This is a genomic window from Streptomyces solicamelliae (genome assembly GCF_045348655.1).
Classification (GTDB): Bacteria; Actinomycetota; Actinomycetes; order Streptomycetales; family Streptomycetaceae; genus Streptomyces; species Streptomyces solicamelliae.
Genome location: NZ_CP160404.1, coordinates 1,991,729 through 2,013,768, shown reverse-complemented (window position 1 = coordinate 2,013,768; position 22,040 = coordinate 1,991,729). Strand labels below are relative to the sequence as shown.

At 73.9% G+C, this 22,040-nt stretch carries 22 protein-coding genes; 11 read left to right on the top strand and 11 right to left on the bottom strand.

Going from position 1 to position 22,040, the window contains the following annotated elements; genetic code table 11:
* The first annotated feature begins 21 nt into the window (after positions 1-21).
* Entirely contained in the window at positions 22-1,242 is a 1,221-nt protein-coding gene (locus tag ABZO31_RS09295; RefSeq protein WP_406860636.1) for a lipid-transfer protein, read from the top strand.
* Between the two features lie 283 nt (positions 1,243-1,525).
* Here ABZO31_RS09295 and ABZO31_RS09290 read toward each other — a convergent pair whose 3' ends face one another.
* Positions 1,526-2,542: a helix-turn-helix domain-containing protein gene (locus ABZO31_RS09290; protein ID WP_406860635.1), complete on the bottom strand. Its 1,017-nt coding sequence runs from the start codon at positions 2,540-2,542 to the stop codon at positions 1,526-1,528.
* A 208-nt stretch (positions 2,543-2,750) separates the two neighbouring features.
* On the opposite strand from ABZO31_RS09290, the gene ABZO31_RS09285 reads away from it, so the two are divergent.
* Both ABZO31_RS09285 and lepB read left to right on the top strand, forming a co-directional pair.
* Positions 2,751-4,202, top strand: coding sequence for an MFS transporter (locus ABZO31_RS09285; protein ID WP_406860634.1), 1,452 nt, complete (start codon positions 2,751-2,753; stop codon positions 4,200-4,202).
* 33 nt (positions 4,203-4,235) lie between these two features.
* Entirely contained in the window at positions 4,236-4,862 is a 627-nt protein-coding gene (lepB, locus tag ABZO31_RS09280) for a signal peptidase I (protein WP_406860633.1), read from the top strand.
* A gap of 15 nt (positions 4,863-4,877) precedes the next feature.
* Here lepB and ABZO31_RS09275 read toward each other — a convergent pair whose 3' ends face one another.
* The 4 genes from ABZO31_RS09275 to ABZO31_RS09260 are packed head-to-tail and all read right to left on the bottom strand — an operon-like array spanning position 4,878 to position 8,329.
* Complete coding sequence (locus tag ABZO31_RS09275) at positions 4,878-5,483, bottom strand: response regulator (RefSeq protein ID WP_406860632.1); 606 nt, start codon at positions 5,481-5,483, stop codon at positions 4,878-4,880.
* Positions 5,480-6,661: a sensor histidine kinase gene (locus ABZO31_RS09270; protein WP_406860631.1), complete on the bottom strand. Its 1,182-nt coding sequence runs from the start codon at positions 6,659-6,661 to the stop codon at positions 5,480-5,482. The genes ABZO31_RS09275 and ABZO31_RS09270 overlap by 4 nt, the downstream gene beginning before the upstream one ends.
* Positions 6,662-6,677: 16 nt before the next feature.
* Positions 6,678-7,397, bottom strand: a complete 720-nt coding sequence (locus ABZO31_RS09265; protein ID WP_406860630.1) for an ABC transporter permease — start codon at positions 7,395-7,397, stop codon at positions 6,678-6,680.
* Positions 7,394-8,329 carry an ATP-binding cassette domain-containing protein gene (locus tag ABZO31_RS09260; RefSeq protein WP_406860629.1) on the bottom strand — a complete coding sequence of 312 codons (936 nt, stop codon included), beginning with the start codon at positions 8,327-8,329 and terminating at the stop codon, positions 7,394-7,396. Before ABZO31_RS09260 ends, ABZO31_RS09265 begins: the two co-directional genes overlap by 4 nt.
* A gap of 272 nt (positions 8,330-8,601) precedes the next feature.
* On the opposite strand from ABZO31_RS09260, the gene ABZO31_RS09255 reads away from it, so the two are divergent.
* From ABZO31_RS09255 to ABZO31_RS09245, 3 genes are read left to right on the top strand one after another with little or no spacing between them, the layout of a single operon-like run.
* Positions 8,602-9,456, top strand: a complete 855-nt coding sequence (locus ABZO31_RS09255) for a MaoC/PaaZ C-terminal domain-containing protein (protein WP_406860628.1) — start codon at positions 8,602-8,604, stop codon at positions 9,454-9,456.
* Between the two features lie 41 nt (positions 9,457-9,497).
* Entirely contained in the window at positions 9,498-10,574 is a 1,077-nt protein-coding gene (locus ABZO31_RS09250; RefSeq protein WP_406860627.1) for a Zn-dependent alcohol dehydrogenase, read from the top strand.
* 16 nt (positions 10,575-10,590) lie between these two features.
* Positions 10,591-11,526 (top strand): 3-oxoacyl-ACP reductase, encoded by a 936-nt coding sequence (locus ABZO31_RS09245; protein ID WP_406865301.1) that lies wholly within the window; start codon positions 10,591-10,593, stop codon positions 11,524-11,526.
* A gap of 116 nt (positions 11,527-11,642) precedes the next feature.
* Here ABZO31_RS09245 and ABZO31_RS09240 read toward each other — a convergent pair whose 3' ends face one another.
* On the bottom strand, positions 11,643-11,780 hold the full coding sequence (locus tag ABZO31_RS09240; protein WP_406860626.1) for a hypothetical protein: 138 nt from the start codon (positions 11,778-11,780) through the stop codon (positions 11,643-11,645).
* A gap of 36 nt (positions 11,781-11,816) precedes the next feature.
* Complete coding sequence (locus ABZO31_RS09235; protein ID WP_406860625.1) at positions 11,817-12,932, bottom strand: hypothetical protein; 1,116 nt, start codon at positions 12,930-12,932, stop codon at positions 11,817-11,819.
* Between the two features lie 246 nt (positions 12,933-13,178).
* Between ABZO31_RS09235 and ABZO31_RS09230 the strand changes: the two genes are divergently transcribed.
* The 4 genes from ABZO31_RS09230 (at position 13,179) to ABZO31_RS09215 (ending at position 17,179) form a co-directional block, all read left to right on the top strand.
* A complete protein-coding gene (locus tag ABZO31_RS09230; RefSeq protein ID WP_406860624.1) occupies positions 13,179-14,216 on the top strand; it encodes an ABC transporter substrate-binding protein in 1,038 nt (345 codons plus the stop codon).
* Between the two features lie 76 nt (positions 14,217-14,292).
* Positions 14,293-15,111 (top strand): Nif3-like dinuclear metal center hexameric protein, encoded by an 819-nt coding sequence (locus tag ABZO31_RS09225; protein WP_406860623.1) that lies wholly within the window; start codon positions 14,293-14,295, stop codon positions 15,109-15,111.
* Complete coding sequence (locus ABZO31_RS09220) at positions 15,108-15,851, top strand: zinc ribbon domain-containing protein (protein ID WP_406865300.1); 744 nt, start codon at positions 15,108-15,110, stop codon at positions 15,849-15,851. The genes ABZO31_RS09225 and ABZO31_RS09220 overlap by 4 nt, the downstream gene beginning before the upstream one ends.
* The gene (locus tag ABZO31_RS09215) at positions 15,851-17,179 is read left to right on the top strand and encodes a bifunctional RNase H/acid phosphatase (protein ID WP_406860622.1); all 1,329 of its coding nucleotides are present in this window, start codon (positions 15,851-15,853) and stop codon (positions 17,177-17,179) included. Before ABZO31_RS09220 ends, ABZO31_RS09215 begins: the two co-directional genes overlap by 1 nt.
* A 30-nt stretch (positions 17,180-17,209) precedes the next feature.
* Here the strand turns inward: ABZO31_RS09215 and eda are convergent, their stop codons facing one another.
* Both eda and yaaA read right to left on the bottom strand, forming a co-directional pair.
* The gene (eda, locus tag ABZO31_RS09210; RefSeq protein ID WP_406860621.1) at positions 17,210-17,824 is read right to left on the bottom strand and encodes a bifunctional 4-hydroxy-2-oxoglutarate aldolase/2-dehydro-3-deoxy-phosphogluconate aldolase; all 615 of its coding nucleotides are present in this window, start codon (positions 17,822-17,824) and stop codon (positions 17,210-17,212) included.
* 290 nt (positions 17,825-18,114) lie between these two features.
* The gene (gene yaaA, locus ABZO31_RS09205) at positions 18,115-18,882 is read right to left on the bottom strand and encodes a peroxide stress protein YaaA (protein ID WP_406860620.1); all 768 of its coding nucleotides are present in this window, start codon (positions 18,880-18,882) and stop codon (positions 18,115-18,117) included.
* 97 nt (positions 18,883-18,979) lie between these two features.
* Between yaaA and ABZO31_RS09200 the strand changes: the two genes are divergently transcribed.
* Positions 18,980-20,422, top strand: coding sequence for an RNB domain-containing ribonuclease (locus ABZO31_RS09200; protein ID WP_406860619.1), 1,443 nt, complete (start codon positions 18,980-18,982; stop codon positions 20,420-20,422).
* On the opposite strand, the gene ABZO31_RS09195 is transcribed toward ABZO31_RS09200, so the two are convergent.
* Both ABZO31_RS09195 and ABZO31_RS09190 read right to left on the bottom strand, forming a co-directional pair.
* Positions 20,409-21,212, bottom strand: coding sequence for a hypothetical protein (locus ABZO31_RS09195; RefSeq protein WP_406860618.1), 804 nt, complete (start codon positions 21,210-21,212; stop codon positions 20,409-20,411). The genes ABZO31_RS09200 and ABZO31_RS09195 overlap by 14 nt on opposite strands.
* Positions 21,209-21,994 carry a MerR family transcriptional regulator gene (locus ABZO31_RS09190; protein ID WP_406860617.1) on the bottom strand — a complete coding sequence of 262 codons (786 nt, stop codon included), beginning with the start codon at positions 21,992-21,994 and terminating at the stop codon, positions 21,209-21,211. Before ABZO31_RS09190 ends, ABZO31_RS09195 begins: the two co-directional genes overlap by 4 nt.
* Positions 21,995-22,040 lie beyond the last annotated feature (46 nt).

The following is a 22,040-nucleotide window of genomic DNA, read 5'->3' as shown; positions in this document are numbered from 1 at the left end:
ACTCAGGGACCGAAGGAGACCATGGTGAGCAAGGCGTACATCGTCGGGGTCGGGATGACGGACTTCGCGAAGCCCGAGACGCGCGACTGGCAGTACTGGGACATGGCGAAGGAGGCCGGCACGGCCGCGCTCGCCGACGCGGGCGTCGCGTACGGGCAGGTGCAGCAGGTGCCGGTGGGGTACTGCTTCCAGGCGTCGACGGCCGGGCAGCGCGCCGCGTACGAACTGGGCCTGACGGGCGTGCCGGTCTACAACGTCAACAACAACTGCGCGACGGGCTCGACCGCGTTGATGATGGCCCGGCAGTTCGTGGAGGGCGGGCTCGCGGACTGCGTGCTGGCGCTGGGCTTCGAGAAGATGGCGCGCGGCGCGCTGGGCGGAGGGTCCGACGGGGGTGCCCGCGGCGGAGCCGCTGATGTCGGGGGCAAGACGTCCCCGGTGGCCCGGCATTACGGCGTCATGGCCGCCGCGCACGGCTTCGAGATGACTCCGCCGACCGCGCAGATCTTCGGCAACGCGGCGCGTGAGCACATGGACCGGTACGGGACGACCGAGGCGCAGCTCGCCGCGGTCGGGGCGAAGAACCACCGGCACTCGGCGGCCAATCCGCGCGCCCAGTTCCAGGACGTGTACACGGTCCAGGAGATCCTCGCGGCGAAGACCATCCACCGGCCGCTGACCAAGCTCCAGTGCTCGCCGACCTCGGACGGTGCGGCCGCGGCGGTCGTCGTGTCCGAGCGGTTCGTGGACGAACACGGGCTGCGGGACCGGGCGGTGGAGATCGCGGCGCAGGCCATGACCACGGACACGGAGGAGTCCTTCGCCTCCGGCTCCTGCATCGACGTCGTGGGCCGGCCGATGTCACGGGCGGCGGCGCGTCAGGTCTACGAGGCGTCCGGGCTCGGCATCGAGGACGTCGACGTCGTCGAGCTCCACGACTGCTTCTCGATCAACGAGCTGCTGACGTACGAGGCGCTCGGCATGTGCGAGGAGGGCGCGTCCGGCAAGCTCGTCGAGGCCGGCGCGACGACGTACGGCGGGCGGTGGGTCGTGAACCCGTCGGGCGGACTGATCTCCAAGGGCCACCCGCTCGGCGCGACGGGCCTGGCCCAGGCGGCCGAACTGGTCTGGCAGTTGCGGGGCGAGGCGGCGGACCGACAGGTGGCGGGGGCGCGGGTCGGGCTCGCGCACAACATCGGGCTGGGCGGCGCGGCGGTGGTGACGATGCTGCGGCGGGGGTGACGCCGCCGACGCGGCGGGAGCGAGGGCGCGTCCGGCCTGGTGTGTACGGGCGGCGTCCCCCACCGGGGGAACCGAGGGGACGCCGCCACACCGGCCCGGCAGGCGACTGCCGAGGGAGGTGGTCGTCTGCTTCTGGGACAGGCCGGGCTCAAGGCGCGCAGAGATCGCCGCGCAGCCCATGAACTGCGGTCCCCCATCTGCGCTCTCTGCGCGCACCACCGATCATGCCGGGCCGTCGGCCGGTGGTGTTGGCGCTGCGTCTCCGCTTTCTTGGCACTGCGTCTCAGCGCGGGTCCAGCTCGGGCGCGGCATTTTCCCGGCGCCGCGTCTCGGCCTGCTGCCGGTGCTCGCGCGGGGACATCCCGTACGCGCCGCGGAAGGCGCGGGTGAAGTCGGAGGCGCGGGGGAAGCCCCAGCGGGCGGCGACCGCGTGGATCGGGGTCGTACCCAGCGCGGGATCCGCGAGGTCGCGACGGGCCTGCTCCAGGCGGCGGCCGCGTATCCAGGCGGCGAGGGTCTCGCCGCCGGACTGACCGGTGAACACGCGGTGCAGGTGGCTGAGCGAGACGTGGTGCGCGGCGGCGATCGACGAGGGCGTCAGGTCCGGGTCGCGCAGATTCTGGTGCACGAACGCCCGGACGCCTTCCGCCAGAAGCTCGTGACGGGTCTCGGGCGGCAGCTCGGCCTCGGCGTCCAGCGCGCCGGCCAGCCAGCCGGAGACGAGGTCGAGCACGGTGGCGCCGAGGCGGGGCGCGTCGGCCGGACGCAGGGTGTCGGCCTGCCGCCCCAGGCCGACGAGGAAGTCCGCGAGCAGCGCGCCCATGCCCTCCCGCGCCGAGAGGCCGCGCCCGCGCAGGGCTCGGACGCGGTCCGGGGGCAGGGGGAGCAGCTCCATGGGGAAGTCCACGCCGACGCCCGACAGGACGCGGCAGTCCTGGCCGTACGGGCGGATCTCGAAGGGCTGCGCGCTGTCGAGGAGATGGAGGTCGCGGTGGCCGAGCACGGTCGTCGGCTCGGAGTCCTGGTCCAGCGTCATCGCCCCGTCGAGCAGGAGCGTGAGGTGGTAGCGCTCCTGGTCCGAACCGCGGGCCCTGCGGATGGTCCGGCTGAAGTGCGACGGCGCGAACGAGGTGTGCCAGACGCTGACCGGTCCCAGCTCCAGGTACCGGATCTCCGCCCGGAAGTCCGCGGCGTGGGGACTGGCGACGTCGGCCGACCGGGTCTGCACGATCATGTCCCGCCAGCTGTCGAACCTGCCCTCCGCGGGCACGTCCTCGGTCCGGAACACGGTTCCGATCATCGCAGTGGTCCTCCGTTCGCCCGTCGGGGGTCGCCGGGGGGCCGGTCGGGCGACCCCCACCCTGTAGACGGTACGAGGGGCGGGGATGTGACATCGGCCGTGTGCGGGGGACGGTGGGCGGGGACGGCGGGGCGGGCGGCCTAGGTCCCAAGTCCCGTACCCGGGTGGGTCCCCCATCCGATGTACGGGTCAGGGGAGGTCTGCGAGCATGACGCCCATGGCCTCCACCGAGCGCACAGAGTCAGCCGTCGTCGAACAGCCCGCCCCCGAACGCCCCGACGCCCGGGCGTGGCTCGTCGTCCTGGTCGCCTGCGCCGGGCAGTTCCTGGTGGTGCTCGACGTGTCCGTGGTGAACGTGGCGCTGCCGTCGATGCGGGCCGACCTCGGGCTGTCGGCGCTGGGGCTGCAGTGGGTGCTCAACGCGTACTCGATCGCCTTCGCCGGGTTCATGCTGCTCGGCGGGCGGGCGGTGGACCTGTTCGGGCGGAAGCGGGTGTTCCAGCTGGGGCTCGGACTGTTCACCGCCGCGTCCGTGGCCGGCGGGCTGGCGCAGGAGGGCTGGGAGCTGGTGGCCGCGCGGGCCGTACAGGGCCTCGGCGCGGCGATCCTCGCGCCCGCGACGCTCACCCTGATCACCGGTGCGGTGCCCGCCGGTCCGGCGCGGGCCAGGGCCATCGGTACCTGGACGGCGGTCGGCGCGGCCGGCGGCGCGGCGGGCGGCTTCGTGGGCGGCGTGCTCGTGGACCTGCTCTCCTGGCGCTGGGTCCTGCTCATCAACGTGCCCGTCGGCGTGGTCGTGATGGTCGCGGCGGCGGTGTGGCTGACCGAGAGCCGCGGCGCCGCCGGCCGGCGGCTCGACCTGCCCGGCGCGGTACTCGTCACCGGCGGCCTGGCGGCCGTCGCGTACGGCATCGTGCAGACGGAGGAAGCCGGCTGGGGCGCACCGGCGACCCTGGTGCCGCTGATCGGCGGGCTGGCGCTGCTCGGGGTGTTCGTCGCCGTGGAGGCGCGTACGGCGGCCCCGCTGATGCCGCTGCGGGTGTTCCGGCTCCGGGCGGTGTCGGCGGCCAACGTGGCGCTGCTCACGACGTGTTCGGCGTCCTTCGGCATGTGGTTCTTCATGACGGTGTACGCGCAGAACGTCCTCGGCTACACCCCGCTGGAGGCCGGGCTCGCCCTGGTGCCGTCCTCGGTCAGCGTCCTGCTCAGCTCCAAGCTGGCCCCGCGGCTGATGCCGGTCGTCGGCGCCCGGAACCTCGCCGTCCTCGGCGCGCTGATCGCGGCGGCCGGCTTCGGCTGGCAGTCGACGATGACCGCGGACGGCTCGTTCCTCGGGACGATCCTCGGCCCCGGCATCCTGATGATGATCGGCATGGGCCTGACCATCACCCCGCTCGCCTCCCTCGCCACCTCGGGCGCGGCCCCCGACGAGGCCGGCCTGGTCTCGGGCCTCGTCAACACCTCCCGCACCATGGGCGGCGCCCTGGGTCTGGCCACCCTCTCCACCCTCGCCGCCTCCCGCACGGCGGGCCGTACCACCCCCGAAGCCCTGACGGAGGGCTACGCGCTCGCCTTCCGCGCATCGACGGGCATTCTCCTGGCGTCCGCCGTACTCATGCTGCTGTGGCTGCCGAAGCCCTCTGTCACGGAGCGCCCATAGTCTGTGCGCCGAACGTTTCGATCAGGAGGAAACATGGGGCGGGCTGGGCGTGGAGTGCGAATCGGAGCCTGGGTGGCGGGTGTCGGGGGGTTGGCCGTCGCTCTGGGGGCGATCCTGGTCGTGCTGACCGCTTATGGGGCTGTTTCCGTGAACAGCAGTGCCATGGAGCCGACGTATGCGGCCGGTGATCCCGTCTTCGTCGAGCGGATCGACGGGAGTGAGGTGCGGCGGGGGGACGTGGTGCTCTACCGGACCGCGGAGCGTTACGAGGGGATGGCCGTGCTGCAGCGGGTCATCGGGGTCGGAGGCGATCGGGTCAGCCAGAGCCGGAGTCCCGGTGCGCCGGTCACCGTGAACGGGGAGCCCTTGGTCGAGCCGTACACGAAGGACGGGGAGCTTTCCGGCCTGGGCCGGTCGTACGACGTCGTCGTGCCCGCCGGGCGGCTCTTTCTGCTGGGCGATGACCGGGGGAACTCGTACGACTCGCGGTTCTTTCTCGAGGAGCAGGCGGGCAGTGTCGACGCCCGTGCCGTCGAGGGGCGGGTGCTCGACAGCCGGGCCGGGCTGCTCGGGTGGGCGGGGGCCGCGTTGCTCGGACTCTTCGTCGGGATCGCCGGCATCACGGTGGGGCTCGTCGCCCGGGCCCGACGGGGCGTCTGACCGGGACCGGGTCCGTCAGAGCCAGCCCTGCCGGCGGGCCGCGCGGACGGCTTCCATGCGGTTGCGGGTGCCGGTCTTGCCGATGGCCGAGGAGAGGTAGTTGCGGACCGTCGACTCCGACAGGTGCAGGGTCGTCGCGATGTCGGCGATCGTCGCGCCGTCCGCAGCCGCGCCCAGGGCATCGCGTTCGCGGGCGGTGAGGGGGTTCGGGCCGGCGCTCAGCGCGGCCGCGGCGAGCGTCGGGTCGATGACCGTCTCGCCCTGGAGGACCTTGCGGATCGCCGCCGCCAGCTCCTCCACCGGACCGTCCTTCACCAGGAAGCCCGCCGCCCCGGCCTCCATCGCCCGGCGCAGATAGCCGGGGCGGCCGAAGGTCGTCAGGATCAGCACCCGGCAGTCCGGGACCTCCGTGCGCAGGTCCGCCGCCGCGTCGAGGCCGCTGCGGCCCGGGAGTTCGATGTCGAGGAGCGCCACCTCGGGCCGGCTCGTCAGCGCCGCGTCCACGATCTCGTCGCCCCGGCCCACCTGGGCCACCACCTCGATGTCCGGCTCCATGCCGAGCAGCAGCGCCAGCGCGCCGCGCAGCATGCCCTGGTCCTCGGCGAGCAGCACTCTGATCATTCGGCCTGCTCCAGCTCTCGCGACGCGGGGGTCTCCACGGGGAGTTCCGCGACGACCCGGAAACCGCCCTTGGGGGCCGGTCCCGACTCAAGAGTGCCGCCTGCGGCCGCGACCCGCTCGCGCAACCCCGTCAGTCCGTTGCCGGGGTCGGACGTCCCACCCGTACCGCGGCCGTTGTCGGTGACCGTCAGCCGGACCCTCCCCCAGCCTCCGGCCGGGGGGACCGCCACCGGGGCGCCCGCGACCTCGATCTCGCAGCGTGTCGCCCCGCTGTGCCGCAGCACGTTGGTCGCCGCCTCCCGGACCACCCAGCTCAACAGGGCCTCCGTCTGCGGCTCCAGGGGCGGCCCCGACCGCCGTACCACCGGCTCGATCCCCGCGCCGGTCAGCGCGGACCTCGCCCGGTCCAGCTCCGTGCCGAGACTGCCCTCGCGGTACCCCGTCACCGCCTCGCGGATCTCCGTCAGCGCCTGGCGGCCCACCGACTCGATGTCCACGATCTGCGCCAGCGCCGCGTCCAGGTCCCGCGGCGCGAGCCGCCGCGCCGCCTCCGACTTCACCACGATCACCGACAGCGTGTGCCCCAGCAGATCGTGCAGGTCCCGCGAGAAGCGCAGCCGCTCCTTCTCCACCGCCGCCCGTGCCAGCTCCTGCCGGGTGGCCCGCAGTTCCTTCACCGTCTCCGACAGGGCGAGCACCGCCGCCGTCACCATGCTCGACAGGAACGTGCCGTACGCGACGTTCACCGCACCCCAGCCGTCCCGTGCCCAGGCCACCGCACCGGCGGTCACGCAGAGCGGGAACACGAGCCGGGGCAGCCATCGCCCCCGCGCGACCGAACCGACGGCCAGTCCGAGCAGCGGGAAGAACGCCAGATAGGGGCCGCCGAACGCGGTGGCCAGGAACAGCGTCACCGCCGTGATTCCGCCGAGCAGCCACCAGGTGGTCCGGGAGTTCCGCAGCCGCTTGTCGAAGGCCCGGAACACCAGGGCGACATAGAGGGAGTTGAAGGCGAGGATCGCGAAGGCCGTGACGACCGGGTACGCGTTCTCTCCCCGGATCAGGTGGGACACCGCGCCCAGGCCCATGAACAGCCACGGCAGCATCGCGAAGCCGTTCGGCGGACCCAGCTCCTCCGGCGGGCGCACCCGCCGCCGCTTCTTCCACCAGTCGCGCATAGCCGTCCCCCCGACCTCAGACCGTCCTCGCCGAGCGACGGTACGAGAAGGCCGCGTACGAACCGAAGAGCAGCGCCCAGACCGTGATCACCGCCATCGCCGCGAACCCCGGCGCCGTGCCCTCCGTCACCGCCCGGCCCACCTCGGCGAACCGGTTGGTCGGGGTGAGGCCGGAGACCGTCCGCAGCCAGTCGGGGAACAGCTGGGCCGGGAACCACAGGCCGCCGACGATCGCCAGGCCCATGGTGCAGGCCACGTTCATCACGCCCGTGGTCTGCGGCGTCAGCCGGTAGCCGTTGCCGAGGCCGAGCAGGGTGAACGGCAGCGAGCCGAGCCACAGCACCACGGCCACCGCCGGCCACTGCCAGGCGTCCATCCGCACCCCGTTGACCAGCGCGCCCGCGGCCAGTACGGCGGCGATGGCGGGCAGGACGACCACCGAGCCGGTCAGGGCGCGGCCGACCACCACCTGACGCGGGGTCATCGGGGTGATCCGCAGCTGTCGCAGCCAGCCGACCGACTTGTCCTCCGCGACCCCGCCGCCCACCGAGAGCGCCGCGTTGAGCGCCCCGTACGCGGCCATGCCGACCATGGACGCGGTCTTCCAGTCGCCCGCGTCGTCCCCGAGGTTGGTGAAGAGCAGGTACATCAGCACCGGCACGGCCACGCTGCCGATCGCGAAACCGGTGTCGCGCAGCGTGCGGCGGACTTCGAGCATCACGTACGAGGCGATCATCGGGCGTTCTCCAGGGTGCGCCGGTGGGCGGAGGTCAGGGACAGGAAGGCGTCGTTGAGCGAGAGCGGGGTGACTTCGAGGCCGCGGATCGCGTCGGCGGCGGCGAGTGCGCGGACCGTCGCGTCGGAGTCGTCGGTACGGAGCCGGGCGCGGTCGCCGCGGATCTCCACCGCGGTCACCCCGGGGAGCAGTTCGAGCCCGCCGGAGGGCCGGCCGGCCAGGTCGACCGAGACCAGGTTGCCGCCGGTGCGGCGTTTCAGCTCCTCGGCGGTGCCGTCGGCGAGGACCCGGCCGTGGTCGACGACCACGATCCGGTCGGCGTACGCGTCCGCCTCCTCCAGGTAGTGGGTGGAGAACAGGACGGTGTTGCCGCGCCGGGCGTAGCCGCGCATCGCGTCCCAGAAGGCCTGCCGGGCCTCCACGTCGAGCGCGGCGGTCGGCTCGTCGAGCACGATCAGCTCGGGGTTGCCGGCGAGGGCGACGGCGAAGCGGACGCGCTGGGCCTGGCCGCCGGAGAGCCGGTCGACGCGGCGGCCGGCGTACTCGGTGAGCCCGGCGAGCTCCAGGGCCTCGGCCACCGGCATCGGCGCGGGGTAGGCGCGGGCGACGAAGGAGACCAGTTCGCCGACGGTGACACGGGGGACGGCACGTCCCTCCTGGAGCATCGCGCCGACCCGGCCCGCCTCGACGGCCTGCGCGGGGGCGTCGCCGAAGAGCCGTACCCGGCCGGTGTCGGGCTCGTCCAGGCCGAGCAGCAGGCCGATGGAGGTCGACTTCCCGGCGCCGTTGCGGCCGAGGAGGGCGACGGTCTCGCCGCGCCGGATCGTGAGCTCGATGCCGTCGACGGCGCGGACCGCTCCGAAGGACTTGGTGACTGCCTCGAAGGCGACTGCGGGAGGTGCGGAGCGGTGGTCCGCGGGCTCGTTCGTCATGACCACGACGCTACGGAGCGGGGGTGGTGCGGGGCAGGCGTGAATGTACGGACTCGGCGGTGACAAATGTCCCGGGCGGCTTCCGCCGGAGATCTCTGACGTTGCGTCAGAAACATGCGCCGGGGAGGGTTCACAACTCCTGCCCCCTCGGCTATACATGGGGTCCATCGATCTAGAACGCGTTCTAGATGATGCCCTGTACGGCCTCGGTGCGGCCGACGGTGCGGACGGTCGCACCGAGGTCTTCCACTCCCTCAAGGAGCAGCATCCACATGCCCATCGATGCCGCCAAGGCGATCGCCGCCGAGCCCCGCAGCGCCGAGATCGCCTGGGACCACAAGGACGTCCAGCTCTACCACCTCGGCCTCGGCGCCGGCGTCCCCGCCACCGACCCCGACGAACTCCGCTACACCCTCGAGTCCAGGCTCCACGTCCTGCCCAGCTTCGCCACCGTCGCCGGCGCCGGAACGGGCATGGCCGGCGGCCTGTCCGCGCCGGGGATCGACATCGACCTCGCCGCGGTGCTGCACGGCGGGCAGACCGTCACCCTGCACCGGCCCCTCCCGGTCCGCGGCCGGGCCGTGTCCACCTCGCGGGTCGCCGCCGTGTACGACAAGGGCAAGGCCGCCGTCCTGGTGCTGCGCTCCGAGGCCGCCGACGAGGACGGCCCGCTGTGGACCAGCGACGCGCAGATCTTCGTCCGCGGCGAGGGCGGCTGGGGCGGCGACCGCGGGCCCTCCGCCCGCGTCGAACGGCCCGACCGCGCGCCCGACCGGACCGAGGAGCGGCCGATCCGCGAGGACCAGGCGCTGCTCTACCGGCTCTCCGGGGACTGGAACCCGCTGCACGCCGACCCGGAGTTCGCCAAGCTGGCGGGCTTCGACCGGCCGATCCTGCACGGGCTGTGCACGTACGGCATGACGCTCAAGGCGGTCGTCGACACGCTGCTCGACGGCGACGTCGCGCGCGTCCGCTCGTACCGCACCCGCTTCGCCGGGGTGGTCTTCCCCGGCGAGACCCTGCGCATCCGGATGTGGGCCGGGGAGGGCCGCGTCCAGGTGTCCGTGACGGCGGCGGAACGGGACGACGCCCCGGTCCTCGCCGACACCGTCGTCGAACATTCCTGACCCGAGCATTCCTGAGTGGGTATTCCGAGGGGAGCCGCACCATGCGCGCAGCCGTACTGCACGAGATCGGCCAGGACAAACTGGAGGTCCTCGACGACGTCGAGGCCGTGGGCTTCGGCCCGGGCAAGGTGCGGATCCGGGTCAGGGCGACCGGACTGTGCCACTCCGACGTGTCGGCGATGAGCGGCGTGCTGCCGCAGCCGGCGCCGTTCGTGCCCGGCCACGAGGGGGCCGGGGAGATCGTCGACGTCGGCGACGGGGTCACCGGCCTCGGGGCCGGCGACCGGGTGCTGCTGTGCTGGCTGCCGGCCTGCCGGGTCTGCGCGGCGTGCAGGCGCGGGCAGACACAGCTGTGTCTGGCGGGCTTCATGAACGCGGGCGTGCCCAACTTCAAGCGGCCCGGCGGGGACGTGTTCGGTTTCGCCGGGACCGGTACCTTCACCGAGGAGGTCGTCGTCGACGCCGGCTGCGCGGTGCCGATCCCCGACGACGTGCCCTTCGACATCGCGGCGCTCATCGGCTGCGGGGTGACCACCGGCCTCGGCGCGGCGATCAACACGGCGAAGGTGACGGCGGGTTCGTCGGTCGCGGTCATCGGCTGCGGCGGCGTCGGGATCTCCGCGATACAGGGCGCCCGGCTCCAGGGCGCGGCGCAGATCGTCGCCGTCGATCCGGTGGAGTCCCGGCGGGAGGCGGCGCTGCGGTTCGGGGCGACGGAGGCGGTCGCGCCGGACGCGCTGGCGGACGCGAAGCAGCGGGTGACCGCGGGCGAGGGCTTCGACTACGTCTTCGAGGTGGTCGGCAAGTCCGCGACCGCGCGCACGGCGTACGAGACGACGCGGCGCGGCGGCACGCTCTGCGTGGTCGGCGCGGGCGCCCTCGACGACTTCCTGCAGCTCAACATGTTCGAGCTGTTCTTCGACGAGAAGCGGATCCTGCCGTCCATGTACGGCGGCGGGGACGTCCTCACCTCGTACGAGCGGGCCATCGCGCTCTGGCGGGCGGGCCGGATCGACCTGGAGTCGCTGATCACCCACCGGGTGCCGCTGGCCGGGATCAACGAGGCGATCGACCAGATGCGTACGGGCGCGGCGCTGCGCACGTGCATCGAGATCTGAGGAGCGGGCCGTGAGTATGCCACTGGAGGGCCTGAGCGCGATCGTCACCGGCGCGGGCCGGGGGCTCGGCCGGGCCGAGGCGCTGGAACTGGCCCGGCTCGGCGCGGCCGTCGTCGTCAACGACTACGGGCAGCCGGGCCGGGACGGCTCGGGCGCGGCGTCGGCGGCGCCGGCGGAGGAGGTCGCGGAGGAGATCCGCGCGGCGGGCGGCCGCGCGGTCGCCCACCTCGGCGACGTCGCGGACTTCGAGACCGCGCGCGGCCTGGTGGACCTGGCCGTGAGCGAGTACGGGAAGCTCGACGTCCTGGTCAACAACGCGGGCATCCTGCGCGACCGGATGGTCTTCTCGATGACCGAGGAGGAGTGGGACTCGGTGATCCGGGTCCACCTCAAGGGCCACTTCAACACCACCCACTTCGCGGCGGTGCACTGGCGGGGTCGGGCGAAGGCGGGCGAGACGTCCGTGTACGGCCGGATCGTCAACACCTCGTCCGAGGCGTTCCTGGCCGGCTCGGCGGGTCAGCCGAACTACGCGGCGGCGAAGGGCGGCATCGTCGGCCTGACGACGTCCACCGCGCTGGCCCTGGCGAAGTACGGCGTGACCGCCAACGCGATCTGCCCGCGAGCGCGGACGCGGATGACGGAGGACGTCTTCGCGGGCTTCGCCGAGCCGGAGGCGGGCGAGCTGGACCCGCTGTCCCCCGAGCACGTGGCCCCGCTGGTCGGCTACCTGGCGAGCCCGGCGGCGTCCGCCGTCAACGGTCAGCTCCTGGTCGTCCACGGCGGGATGGTCGCGGTGGTGGACCGTCCGAAGGTGTCGGCGAAGTTCGACACCGCCAAGTCCGCCTTCACGTACGAGGAACTGGACTCCGTCCTCACCCCGCACTACGCGGACCGCCCGCCGGGCGAGACGTTCGCGGCGACGGAGGTCCTGGGGCTCAAGAAGGACTGAGCGGGGCGGGACGGAACGGACCCTCCCGGGGCGGGTGTTCCCCGCCCCGGGAGGGTCCGAGGTTCTCCGCGTTCTCCGGCCCCGGGGGCTGGTGTTCCCGCCCCGGCCCCCGGGTCTCAGTCCTCCGCGTCGCGGCGGTGGCGGCCGTGCGGGGACGACTCCGGCTCCTCCTGGGAGGACGGGTTGCCGCGGTGGCGGCCGTGAGGGTTGGACTCGGTCGAGTCCGTCGTGGCTTCCTGCATGGTGGTGCTCACCCCGTGATGATCGTTTCCGTCTTGCGGGGCGTGATTCTAACGAGCCTTGATGTCGGCGGCCTTGCCGCCCGGCAGCAGCGCCTGCTGCAGGGGCACCGGACGGCAGGGTTCCACCACCGGCGCCGGTTCCGGCGGCGCCGGCGGGAGTTCGAGGGCCGCCACCCCGCAGGGCGCCGCGGGCGTCGCGTACGGCAGCCGCAGCGTCCCCTGCGGCGTCCAGACGCCCGTACCGTCCAGCCAGCCCGCCGGCGCCGCCAGTTGGGCCACGCGCCGCGACGACGGGGCCCACATGCCCACCCAGCCACCCGCCCCCGCGTCCATCCGCAGCGCCACCGAGCAGCTCTCCGGCAGCAGGACCTGACCCGGCTGCACCGCGAACGGCGTGACCCGCGTGTCCGCCGGGTCCAGGCAGTCCGGGAAGCGCACCGGGCGCGTGCTGCCGAGCACGCCCCAGCCGAGCCGCTCCCGCCCCGGCGACGGCGCGTCGGAACCGATCAGCAGCAGTCCGCTGTCCGCGTCCGCGAGGAGCAGCCGGTCGTCGCTCTCCTCCGTGATCTGCAGCAGGGGCGTCACCTCGCCGCCCCGCTCCAGGTCGACCGCCACCGCCTTCGTCGGACCGTCGTCGAGCCGACGGTCGAGCGCCAGCATCCGCCCCGTACGGTCCAGCCAGACGCCGCCGGTGCAGGCGCCCTTGATCTCCGCCACCCGCTCCGGGCCGAACGCCCCGCCCGCGACCAGCCACAGCTCCGTGGTGTACGGGCCGACGGCCATCGCGTACGCGCACGTCCCGTCCGGCGACGGCGGCAGCAGCACCAGGTCCGCGTCCGACTCGACCGCGCCGAGGGACAGTTCGCCGGTGCGCGGCCCGGTCGGGTACAGCAGCGAGAACGTCCGCCGTTCCGCCACGCGCCGGCAGATCAGCACCCGCCCGTCCGCCAGCGGCAGCACCTGCGCGTCCGGGTCCTCCGGCTGGTCGAGCGGCAGCGGCACCGCGTACGGCTCCGGTCCGTCCAGCGTCCAGCGCTCCGCGTACAGCGCGTCGCCGCTCCCCGCGAGCCGGGCCGCGTAGGCGCCGCTCGCCGTGATCGTGAACTTGCTCGGCCGTGCCGCGCCTTCCCCGTCCGCGGCCGCCTCGATGGCACACGCTGTCATCGACTCGTCACCTCCGGCCATCGAAGCTAGTTTTCGCACTTCCAGCCGAACAACACGAGTCAGGTCACTTCACACATAAGGATGGCCGTGAATCGATTCTGCTGAGGGAGCGGGGTTGGCTGTGCTGGTCTGGAGGCGGGCTGAGTAAGGTAAGGCGACCCTAAGCCAGGCCCGGCGGCCCCGCGCGGGGCCGTTCGTGAAGCAGGACCCGCACCGCCCCCGCCTCCCCGCAGCGGAGCCCTCCCCATGTCCCTACGCCGCCGCGGCACCGCCGCCGCCGTCGCCCTCGCCGCCGCGCTCTCCCTCGCCTCCTGCGGCGGCGGGACCGACGCCACCTCGGAGAAGAAGGCCGACGCCGGCAAGAAGGACGTCGCCCAGGGCGGCAAGGACTTCGGGGACGCGGCGGCGAAGACCGCGGCACTCGGCACGGACGCCAAGCCGGGCCGGTTTCCCCGCACCCTCACCCACGCGATGGGCAAGACGGAGCTGAAGGCGGCCCCGAAGCGGGTCGTCGTCCTCGACGTCGGCGAGCTCGACAACGTCGTCTCGCTCGGCATCAAGCCCGTCGGCTTTGCGCCGTCCGAGGGGGACGATGGCATCCCCACGTATCTGAAGAAGGACGCCGGCAGCCCCAAGTCCGTCGGAACGATCAACAATCTCAACCTCGAGGCGATCGCCAACCTCGAGCCCGACCTGATCCTCGGCAGCCGGCTGCGGGCCGCGGACAAGTACGACGAGCTGTCGAAGATCGCGCCCACCGTCTTCTCCATCCGCCCCGGTTTCACCTGGAAGGAGAACTACCTCCTCAACGCCGCGGCGCTGGACAGGAGCGCCGAGGCGAAGGGCAAGCTCGCCGCGTACGAGACCAAGGCGAAGCAGCTCGGCGCGGACCTCGGCGCGGACAGGCCGACCGTGTCGGTGGTCCGCTACCTGCCGGGCAAGATCCGCCTCTACGCCAAGGCGTCGTTCATCGGCACGATCCTGCAGGACGTCGGCGTGCCGCGGCCGAAGAACCAGCAGATCGACGACCTGGCCGCCGAGGTCAGCCCGGAGAAGATCGACGAGGCCGACGGAGACTGGATCTTCAGCGGGGTCTACGGCGACCCGAAGGCCACCAAGAAGGACGCGGCCGTGGCCAACCCGCTCTGGAAGAACCTGAAGGCCGTCAAGGCCGGCCGGGCCAAGGACGTCCCGGACGAGACCTGGTACCTCGGCCTCGGCGTCACGGCGGCGGACAGCGTCCTCGCGGACCTGCGCGGCTACCTCGTGAAGTACACCGGCTGATCCGTGCCTGTGGACGGCCCCGCGGTCGTCCACAGGCCAGGGCGGCGGGGCGCGCGGGACAGGTAGCCTTTCCTCCGTGCCCCGTCTGTCTGAAGTCATCGCCGAACTCGACGCCCTCTGGCCCCCCGAGCGGGCCGAGCAGTGGGACGCCGTCGGCACCGTCTGCGGCGACCCCGACGCCGAGGTCACCCGTGTGCTGTTCGCCGTCGACCCCGTCCAGGGGATCGCCGACGAGGCGATCGCCTTCGGCGCGGACCTGGTCGTCACGCACCACCCGCTCTATCTGCGCGGGACGACGACGGTCGCGGCCTCCCACTTCAAGGGCCGCGTCGTGCACACCCTGATCAAGCACGACGTCGCCCTGCACGTCGCGCACACCAACGCCGACACCGCCGATCCCGGTGTCTCCGACGCGCTCGCCGGCGCGCTCGACCTGCGGGTCACCGGCCCGCTCGTGCCCGAGACCGGTCTCGGCCGGATCTGCGAGCTCGACGTCCCCGAGACCCTGGCCGCGTTCGCGGCGCGCGCCGCGAAGCGGCTGCCCGCCACCGCGCAGGGCATCCGCGTCGCCGGCGACCCCGAGATGATCCTGCGCCGGGTCGCCGTCAGCGGCGGCTCCGGCGACAGCCTCTTCGACGTCGTGCGGGCCTCCGGGGTGGACGCGTTCCTCACCGCGGACCTGCGCCACCACCCGGCGTCCGAGGCCACCCAGCGCTCGCCGCTGGGCCTCGTCGACGCCGCCCACTGGGCCACCGAGTGGCCCTGGTGCGAGCAGGCCGCCGCCCAGCTCGACGAGATCTCCGACCGCCACGGCTGGGACCTGCGCGTCCACGTCTCGAAAACGGTCACCGACCCCTGGTCTTCCCACCACACCTCATCAGGAGCCCCCAACTGAACGCCGCGCCCGCCGACCAGATCCGTCTCCTCGACGTCCAGGCCCTGGACGTCCGCCTCCAGCAGCTCGCGCACAAGCGCAAGTCGCTGCCCGAGCACGCCGAGATCGAGTCGCTGACCAAGGACCTCACGCAGCTGCGCGACCTGCTCGTCGCCGCGCAGACCGAGGAGAGCGACTGCGCCCGCGAGCAGACCAAGGCGGAGCAGGACGTCGACCAGGTGCGCCAGCGCGCGACCCGCGACCAGCAGCGCCTGGACTCCGGCGCGGTCTCCTCGCCGAAGGACCTGGAGAACCTCCAGAAGGAGATCGCCTCGCTGGCCAAGCGTCAGGGCGACCTGGAGGAGGTCGTCCTGGAGGTCATGGAGCGCCGCGAGGGCGTGCAGGAGCGGGTCGCCGAGCTGACCGAGCGCGTCTCCGCCGTCCAGGCCAAGACCGAGGACGCGACCGCGCGCCGCGACGCCGCGCAGGCCGAGCTGGACGCGGAGTCCGCGTCGGTGGGCAAGGAGCGCGAGCTCGTCGCCGGCTCCGTCCCGGCGGACCTGCTCAAGCTGTACGAGAAGCTGCGCGAGCAGCAGGGCGGCGTGGGCGCGGCCCGGCTGTACCAGCGCCGCTGCGAGGGCTGCCACATCGAGCTGAACATCACCGAGCTGAACGAGGTCCGGGCGGCCGCGGCGGACGCGGTGGTGCGCTGTGAGAACTGCCGCCGGATCCTGGTCCGCACGGCGGAGTCCGGCCTGTAATGCGGCGTCTGATCGTCGAGGCGGACGGCGGCTCCCGGGGCAACCCGGGGCCCGCCGGGTACGGCGCGGTGGTCCTGGACGCGGCGACCGGCGAGGCGCTGGCGGAGCGGGCCGAGTACATCGGCGTCGCGACGAACAACGTCGCCGAGTACAAGGGCCTGATCGCCGGGCTGAAGGCGGCGCACGAGCTGACCGCCGGCGCGGCCGACGTCTCGATCCTCGTCCGGATGGACTCCAAGCTGGTCGTCGAGCAGATGTCCGGCCGCTGGAAGATCAAGCACCCGGACATGAAGCCGCTGGCGGCCGAGGCGGGCCGGGTCCTCCCGGCCGGCCAGGTGCGCTACGAGTGGATCCCGCGCGAGCAGAACAAGCACGCGGACCGGCTCGCCAACGAGGCGATGGACGCGGGCAAGCGCGGCGAGCAGTGGCGCCCGTCGGACTCCTCCGCCGCCCTCGACGCGGCCGCGGCCCGCAACGCGGCGGCCCTGCCGCCCGCCCCGGCGGGCCCGCCCGGCGACGCGGCGGCGGGCGCGGCGAAGGCCCGCGCGGCACTGTCGGTGACGCGTTCGGCCGTCGGAGGCTCCGGGGGTGACTTCGAGGCCGCCGCGGGCGGCGCGGCGTACGCGGTCCGGCACGGCGGCACGGCGGCGGAGTCCGCGACCCCCGCGCCCGCGCAGGGCTGGGGCGGCGGTCCCGACATGGGCGCGCCCGCCACGTTCGTGCTGCTGCGGCACGGCGAGACCGCGCTCACCCCGGAGAAGCGGTTCTCCGGGAGCGGGGGCAACGACCCCGAGCTGTCCGCGGCCGGGCTGCGCCAGGCCGACGCGGTGGCCGCGGCGCTCGCCGCGCGCGGCACGATCCAGGAGATCGTCACCTCGCCGCTGAAGCGCTGCCGCCAGACCGCCGAGACCGTCGGCGCCCGCCTGGGCCTGGACGTCCGGATCGAGGAGGGCCTGCGCGAGACGGACTTCGGCGCCTGGGAGGGCCTGACGTTCGGCGAGGTGCGCGAGCGGTACGCGGACGACCTGGACGCCTGGCTGGCCTCCCCGAAGGCCGAGCCGACCGGCGGCGGCGAGAGCTTCACCACGGTCGCCCGCCGCGTGTCGGCCACCCGTGACCAGCTGACCGCCGCGCACGCGGGCCGCACTGTCCTCCTGGTCACCCACGTGACCCCGATCAAGACCCTGGTCCGCCTGGCCCTCGGCGCTCCACCGGAGTCCCTCTTCCGCATGGAACTCTCCGCCGCGTCGCTGTCCGCGGTGGCCTACTACGCGGACGGCAACGCCTCCGTACGCCTCTTCAACGACACCTCGCACCTGCGGGGCTGACGGTACGCACGAGGAGGACGGCCCTGTGCGTCAGCGCAGGGCCGCCGCCTCGCGGGCCAGGGACTCCACCCGGGGCCAGTCCTTCGCCGCCAGGGCGTCCGGCGGGAGCATCCATGTGCCGCCGACGCAGCCGACGTTGGGGAGGGCGAGGTAGGACGGGGCCGAGGCCCGGCCGACGCCGCCGGTGGGGCAGAAGCGGGCCTGGGGGAGAGGGCCGTGGAGGGATCGCAGGTACGGGACGCCGCCGGCGGCCTCCGCCGGGAAGAACTTCATCTCCGGCACCCCGTGCTCGAGCAGCGCCACGACCTCCGAGGTCGTCGAGACGCCCGGCAGGAACGGCAGTCCCGACGTCCGCATCGCGTCGAGCAGGCCCTCCGTCCAGCCGGGGCTCACCAGGAAGCGCGCGCCCGCCGCGTCCGCGTTCGACACGTTCGCCGCGGTCACCACCGTGCCCGCCCCCACGACCGCCTCCGGCACCTCGTCCGCGATCGCCCGGATCGCGTCCAGCGCGGCCGGGGTCCGCAGCGTCACCTCGATCGCCGGCAGGCCGCCCGCCACCAGCGCGCGGGCCAGGGGTGCCGCATCGGCGACGTCCTCGATCACGACGACGGGGAGGACGGGGGCCAGGTCGAGGACGCTCATCATGTCCTCATCCTGTACAGGGCGCGCGCAGGGTGCAATTCGCGTTGCGGAGGGCGCAACGGGGATCGGGTGCGGTCGCGCCGGGCGCCCTCGAAGGCCCTGGCGGGCCGCAGCCGACCGCGAGCCGACGTCTCACCAGCCCGAGGCCCGCGCCGGCGGCGTCTCCTCGGCCGGGGTCCCGCCCGCCTGCGCCGCCCGCGCCGTCCGCCTTGCGCCGTCCGCCCGCGCCGGCGGCCTGCGTCGCCCGTCCGCGCCGGCCCGCCCGCCCTGGGCGCCGCTCGGGCCCTCCGTCCTCAGTGGATCTCGTCGACCAGGACGTCCAGCACCCCGGCCTTCCCGCCCTCCTCCACCACGTACCCGAGATCGCGCAGCGCAGTCACCAGTTCCGCGCGGTCGCCCGGGGCCGCGCCCGTCTCCAGCAGGCTCCGGACGATGCGGCCCTTCGTCGCCTTGTTGAAGTGGCTGACGACCTTGCGGGTCGGCGCGTGGAGGACCCGTACCGTCGCCGTGCGCTCCGCCGCCGCCCCCTTCGGACGCCACGCCGTCGCGTACGCCGACGAGCGCAGGTCCAGGACCAGGCCGTCGCCCGCCGCCTCCGGCAGCACCTCGGCCATCGGGGCCCGCCAGTGCGCGCCCAGCGCACCGAGCCCCGGCAGCTTCACCCCCATCGAGCAGCGGTACGACGGGATCCGGTCGTCCACCCGCACCGCGCCCCACAGCCCCGAGAACACCAGGAGCGACGCGCGCGCCCGCTTCCGCGCGGCCGCGTCCAGCGTCGCCAGACCCAGCGCGTCGTACAGCACGCCCGTGTAGATCTCCCCGGCCGGCCGCGCGCCCGCCGTCCGCAGCCCGGCGTTCTTCGCGATCTCCCCGCGCAGCCCCTCGCTCAGGCCCAGCACCTCGCGGGCCTTCTCCTCGTCCGCGACACACAGTTCGACCAGCTCGTCCAGGACGGCCGCCCGCGCCCGGGCGAGCCCCGGCAGCGAGAGCGACTCCGGCTTCAGCGGCGCCCCGCGGCCGGAAGCGGCCTTGCCCTCCGACGGCGGCAACAGCACGAGCACGGTGGTTCTCCTTCGTACGTACGGGGGGCTGGGGTGCGGGCCCAGGCAGAACAGCCTACAAAGTGCCGGGCCAGGCCCCCCGCCATACGCTCGGTCCATGCCCCGCCGCCATCTGCACGTGACCGGCGCAGCCGAGGCTCCGCTGCGGGCCGCGCTGCGCGCCCTGCGCGCCGAGCTCGCGATCCCCGACGCCTTCCCGCCCGCGGTCCTCGCCGAGGCCGACGCCGCCGCGCGCGAACCGCGGCTGCCCGCCGAGGACGCCACCGACCTCCCCTTCTTCACCATCGACCCGCCCGGCTCCACCGACCTCGACCAGGCCGTGTACCTCACCCGGCGGGCCGACGGCGGCTACCGCGTGCACTACGCCATCGCCGACGTCGCCGCGTTCGTCGCGCCCGGCGGCGCGATCGACGCCGAGGCGCACCGCCGCGTCCTCACCCTCTACTTCCCTGACGGCCGGGTCCCGCTCCACCCGCCCGCCCTCTCCGAAGGCGTCGCCAGCCTCCTCCCCGACCGGACCGTGCCCGCGCTGCTCTGGCGGATCGACCTCGACGCGGAGGGCCGCCGGGTCGCCACCGACGTGCGCCGCGCCCTCGTCCGCAGCCGCGCCCGCCTCGACTACGCGGGCGTCCAGCAGCGGATCGACGACGGCACGGCCGAGGAACCGCTCGCCCTGCTCCGCGACATCGGACGGCTGCGGGAGGCGCTGGAGTCCGAACGCGGCGGGATCTCGCTCAACGTCCCGGAGCAGGAGATCGTCGAACAGGACGGCTCCTACGTGCCGGTGTACCGCGCCCCGCTGCCCGCGGACGCCTGGAACGCGCAGATCTCCCTGCTCACCGGCATGGCCGCGGCCGACCTGATGACCGCCGCCGGCACCGGCATCCTGCGCACCCTGCCGACCGCCCCGGACGGCGCGGTCGCCCGGCTGCGACGCTCCGCGAAGGCGCTCGGCGTCGACTGGCCGCACCACGTCTCGTACGCGGACGTGGTCCGCCGCCTCGACCCCGCCAACCCGCGGCACGCCGCCTTCCTGCAGGACTGCACCTCGCTGCTGCGCGGTGCGGGCTACACCGTGTTCACGGACGGCAAGCTGCCGACGCCCGCGATCCACGCGGCGGTGGCGGACGAGTACACGCACTGCACCGCGCCGCTGCGCCGCCTCGTCGACCGGTACGCGGGCGAGCTGTGCGTCGCGGCGGTCGCGGGCCGCGAGCCCCCGGAGTGGGTGACCGCGGCGCTGGCCGCGCTGCCGGACGAGATGGCGGACGGCGCGCGGCGGGCGAACACCGTGGAGCGCGAGAGCGTCGACATCGTCGAGGCGGCGCTGCTGCAGGGTCGCGTCGGGGAGATCTTCGACGCGTACGTGGTGGACGTGAGGGAGATGGAGCCGACGGTCGGCACCGTCCACCTCGACGACCCGGCGGTCGTCGCCCGCATCGCGGGCGGCAGCGACGAACTCCCGCTGGGCCGCTGGCTGCGGGTGAAGCTCACACAGGCCGACCCGGCGCACGCGAAGGTGCAGTTCACTCCGGCGTGAGAACGGCCTCGCGAAGTGCCTTCGCCAGCCCCCGGGCGTCGTCGGCATGGAACCGCAGGACGCGTACGGGCCGGGCCCCGCCGAGGAGCCTGGGCGCGTCGACGGCCTCGGTCAGCTCGACGGTCACGGAGGTCTGCGACCCCACCGCCAGATTCAGCTCCCCCTCCGTCTTCTCGTGCGTGAACAGCGACTCCTGGCGGATCGAGGCGATCCGGTCCAGCGGGACGCGCACGTCGACGTGGGCGGCCTGCCGCAGCCGCAGCTCGCCGTCGGACAGGACGTGCGGCCGGGTGACGGACGCGGCGTGCAGTCCGAGGACGAACAGGACGGTGTACACGTCGAGCACGAGCACGATCGCGTGGACGACGGGGAGGTCGGCGAGCAGGTACGACATGCCGACCGTCTCCACCAGGCAGACGAAGGCGAAGCCGTACATGAGCGCCGCCTGGTCGCGGGCGTGGGCGAACGCCCGGTCGCCGGCCGGCACCCCGACGCGCCTGCGGGCCGCCCAGAGCACGAGGCTCGCCATCAGCTTCAGTTCGTGCCCGATGATCCGCAGGACGGCCTCGGGCACGAGCACGCCCAGAGCCTCCCGGCCGGAGAGCCCGCCGCGGCGCAGCCGCGCGTACACCGCGACCTCGGCGGCGAACAGCGCGACGACCACGACTTCGGCGGCGAGCAGCAGGCCGCCGGGTATCCGCACCCCGGAGACCAGGCACACGGCGAGCACGACCTCGAACGGCAACGCCACATAGGCGAACCCCCGCAGCACCCGTACCACCCCGCTCATCGCGCACGCTCCCGCACCAGCCGCAGGGCCTGGAGCACGACGGCCTCCTGGGCGGGGGCGAGGTCGGCGAAGAACGCGGCGGCCAGGGCGTCGTCCGCCGGGACGACGTCCTCGTCCCCGAGCCCGGCGGCGACCTCGTCGGGCAGGGTGTCGGCGAGGAACCGCGCCGCCTCGGCGACACGGGGGTCGTCCGGCGCGGCGTCGGCGAGCGCGTCGAGCCGCGCGTACAGCTCGTGCGCCCGCTCCACCGCGCCCGGGGTCTCGGCCAGGTGCCGCATGGTGTCCATGAGCCGGTCCCGCGCCTCGCCCTCGGGGGCGACGGTCTCGAGCAGCGTGAGCATCTCCCGGTCCTTGGCGGCCATGGGCGACTCGCTCCGTCCGGCGGAGGACCGGGCCACATCACGGAAGAGCGAGGCGAGCGCGGGGGAGACGGGCCCGTCCGCGGTCAGGATCCCCTCCCGGGCCTGGGCGAGCAGCCCGGCGAGCCGCTCCCGCCGCTCGTGGATCACGGCCTCCTGCCGCCGCAGATCCTCGTCCAGCTCCTCCAGGACCTCGACGAGCTCCCGCCCGCCCTCGTCCGCGAGCACGTCCCGCACCTCGTCGAGCCCGAGCCCCAGCTCGGTCAGCCGCCGGATCCGCGCGAGCAGCACCGCGTCCCGCACGGTGTACTCGCGGTACCCGTTGGCCCGCCGCACGGGTTCGGGCAGCAGCCCGAGGTGGTGGTAGTGCCGCACGGCCCGCGGGGTGACCCCGACGAGCGCGGCGATCTCGCCGATTCGCATGACCTCAGTACAAACCCTGACGCTGCGACAAGGTCAAGCACGCCCG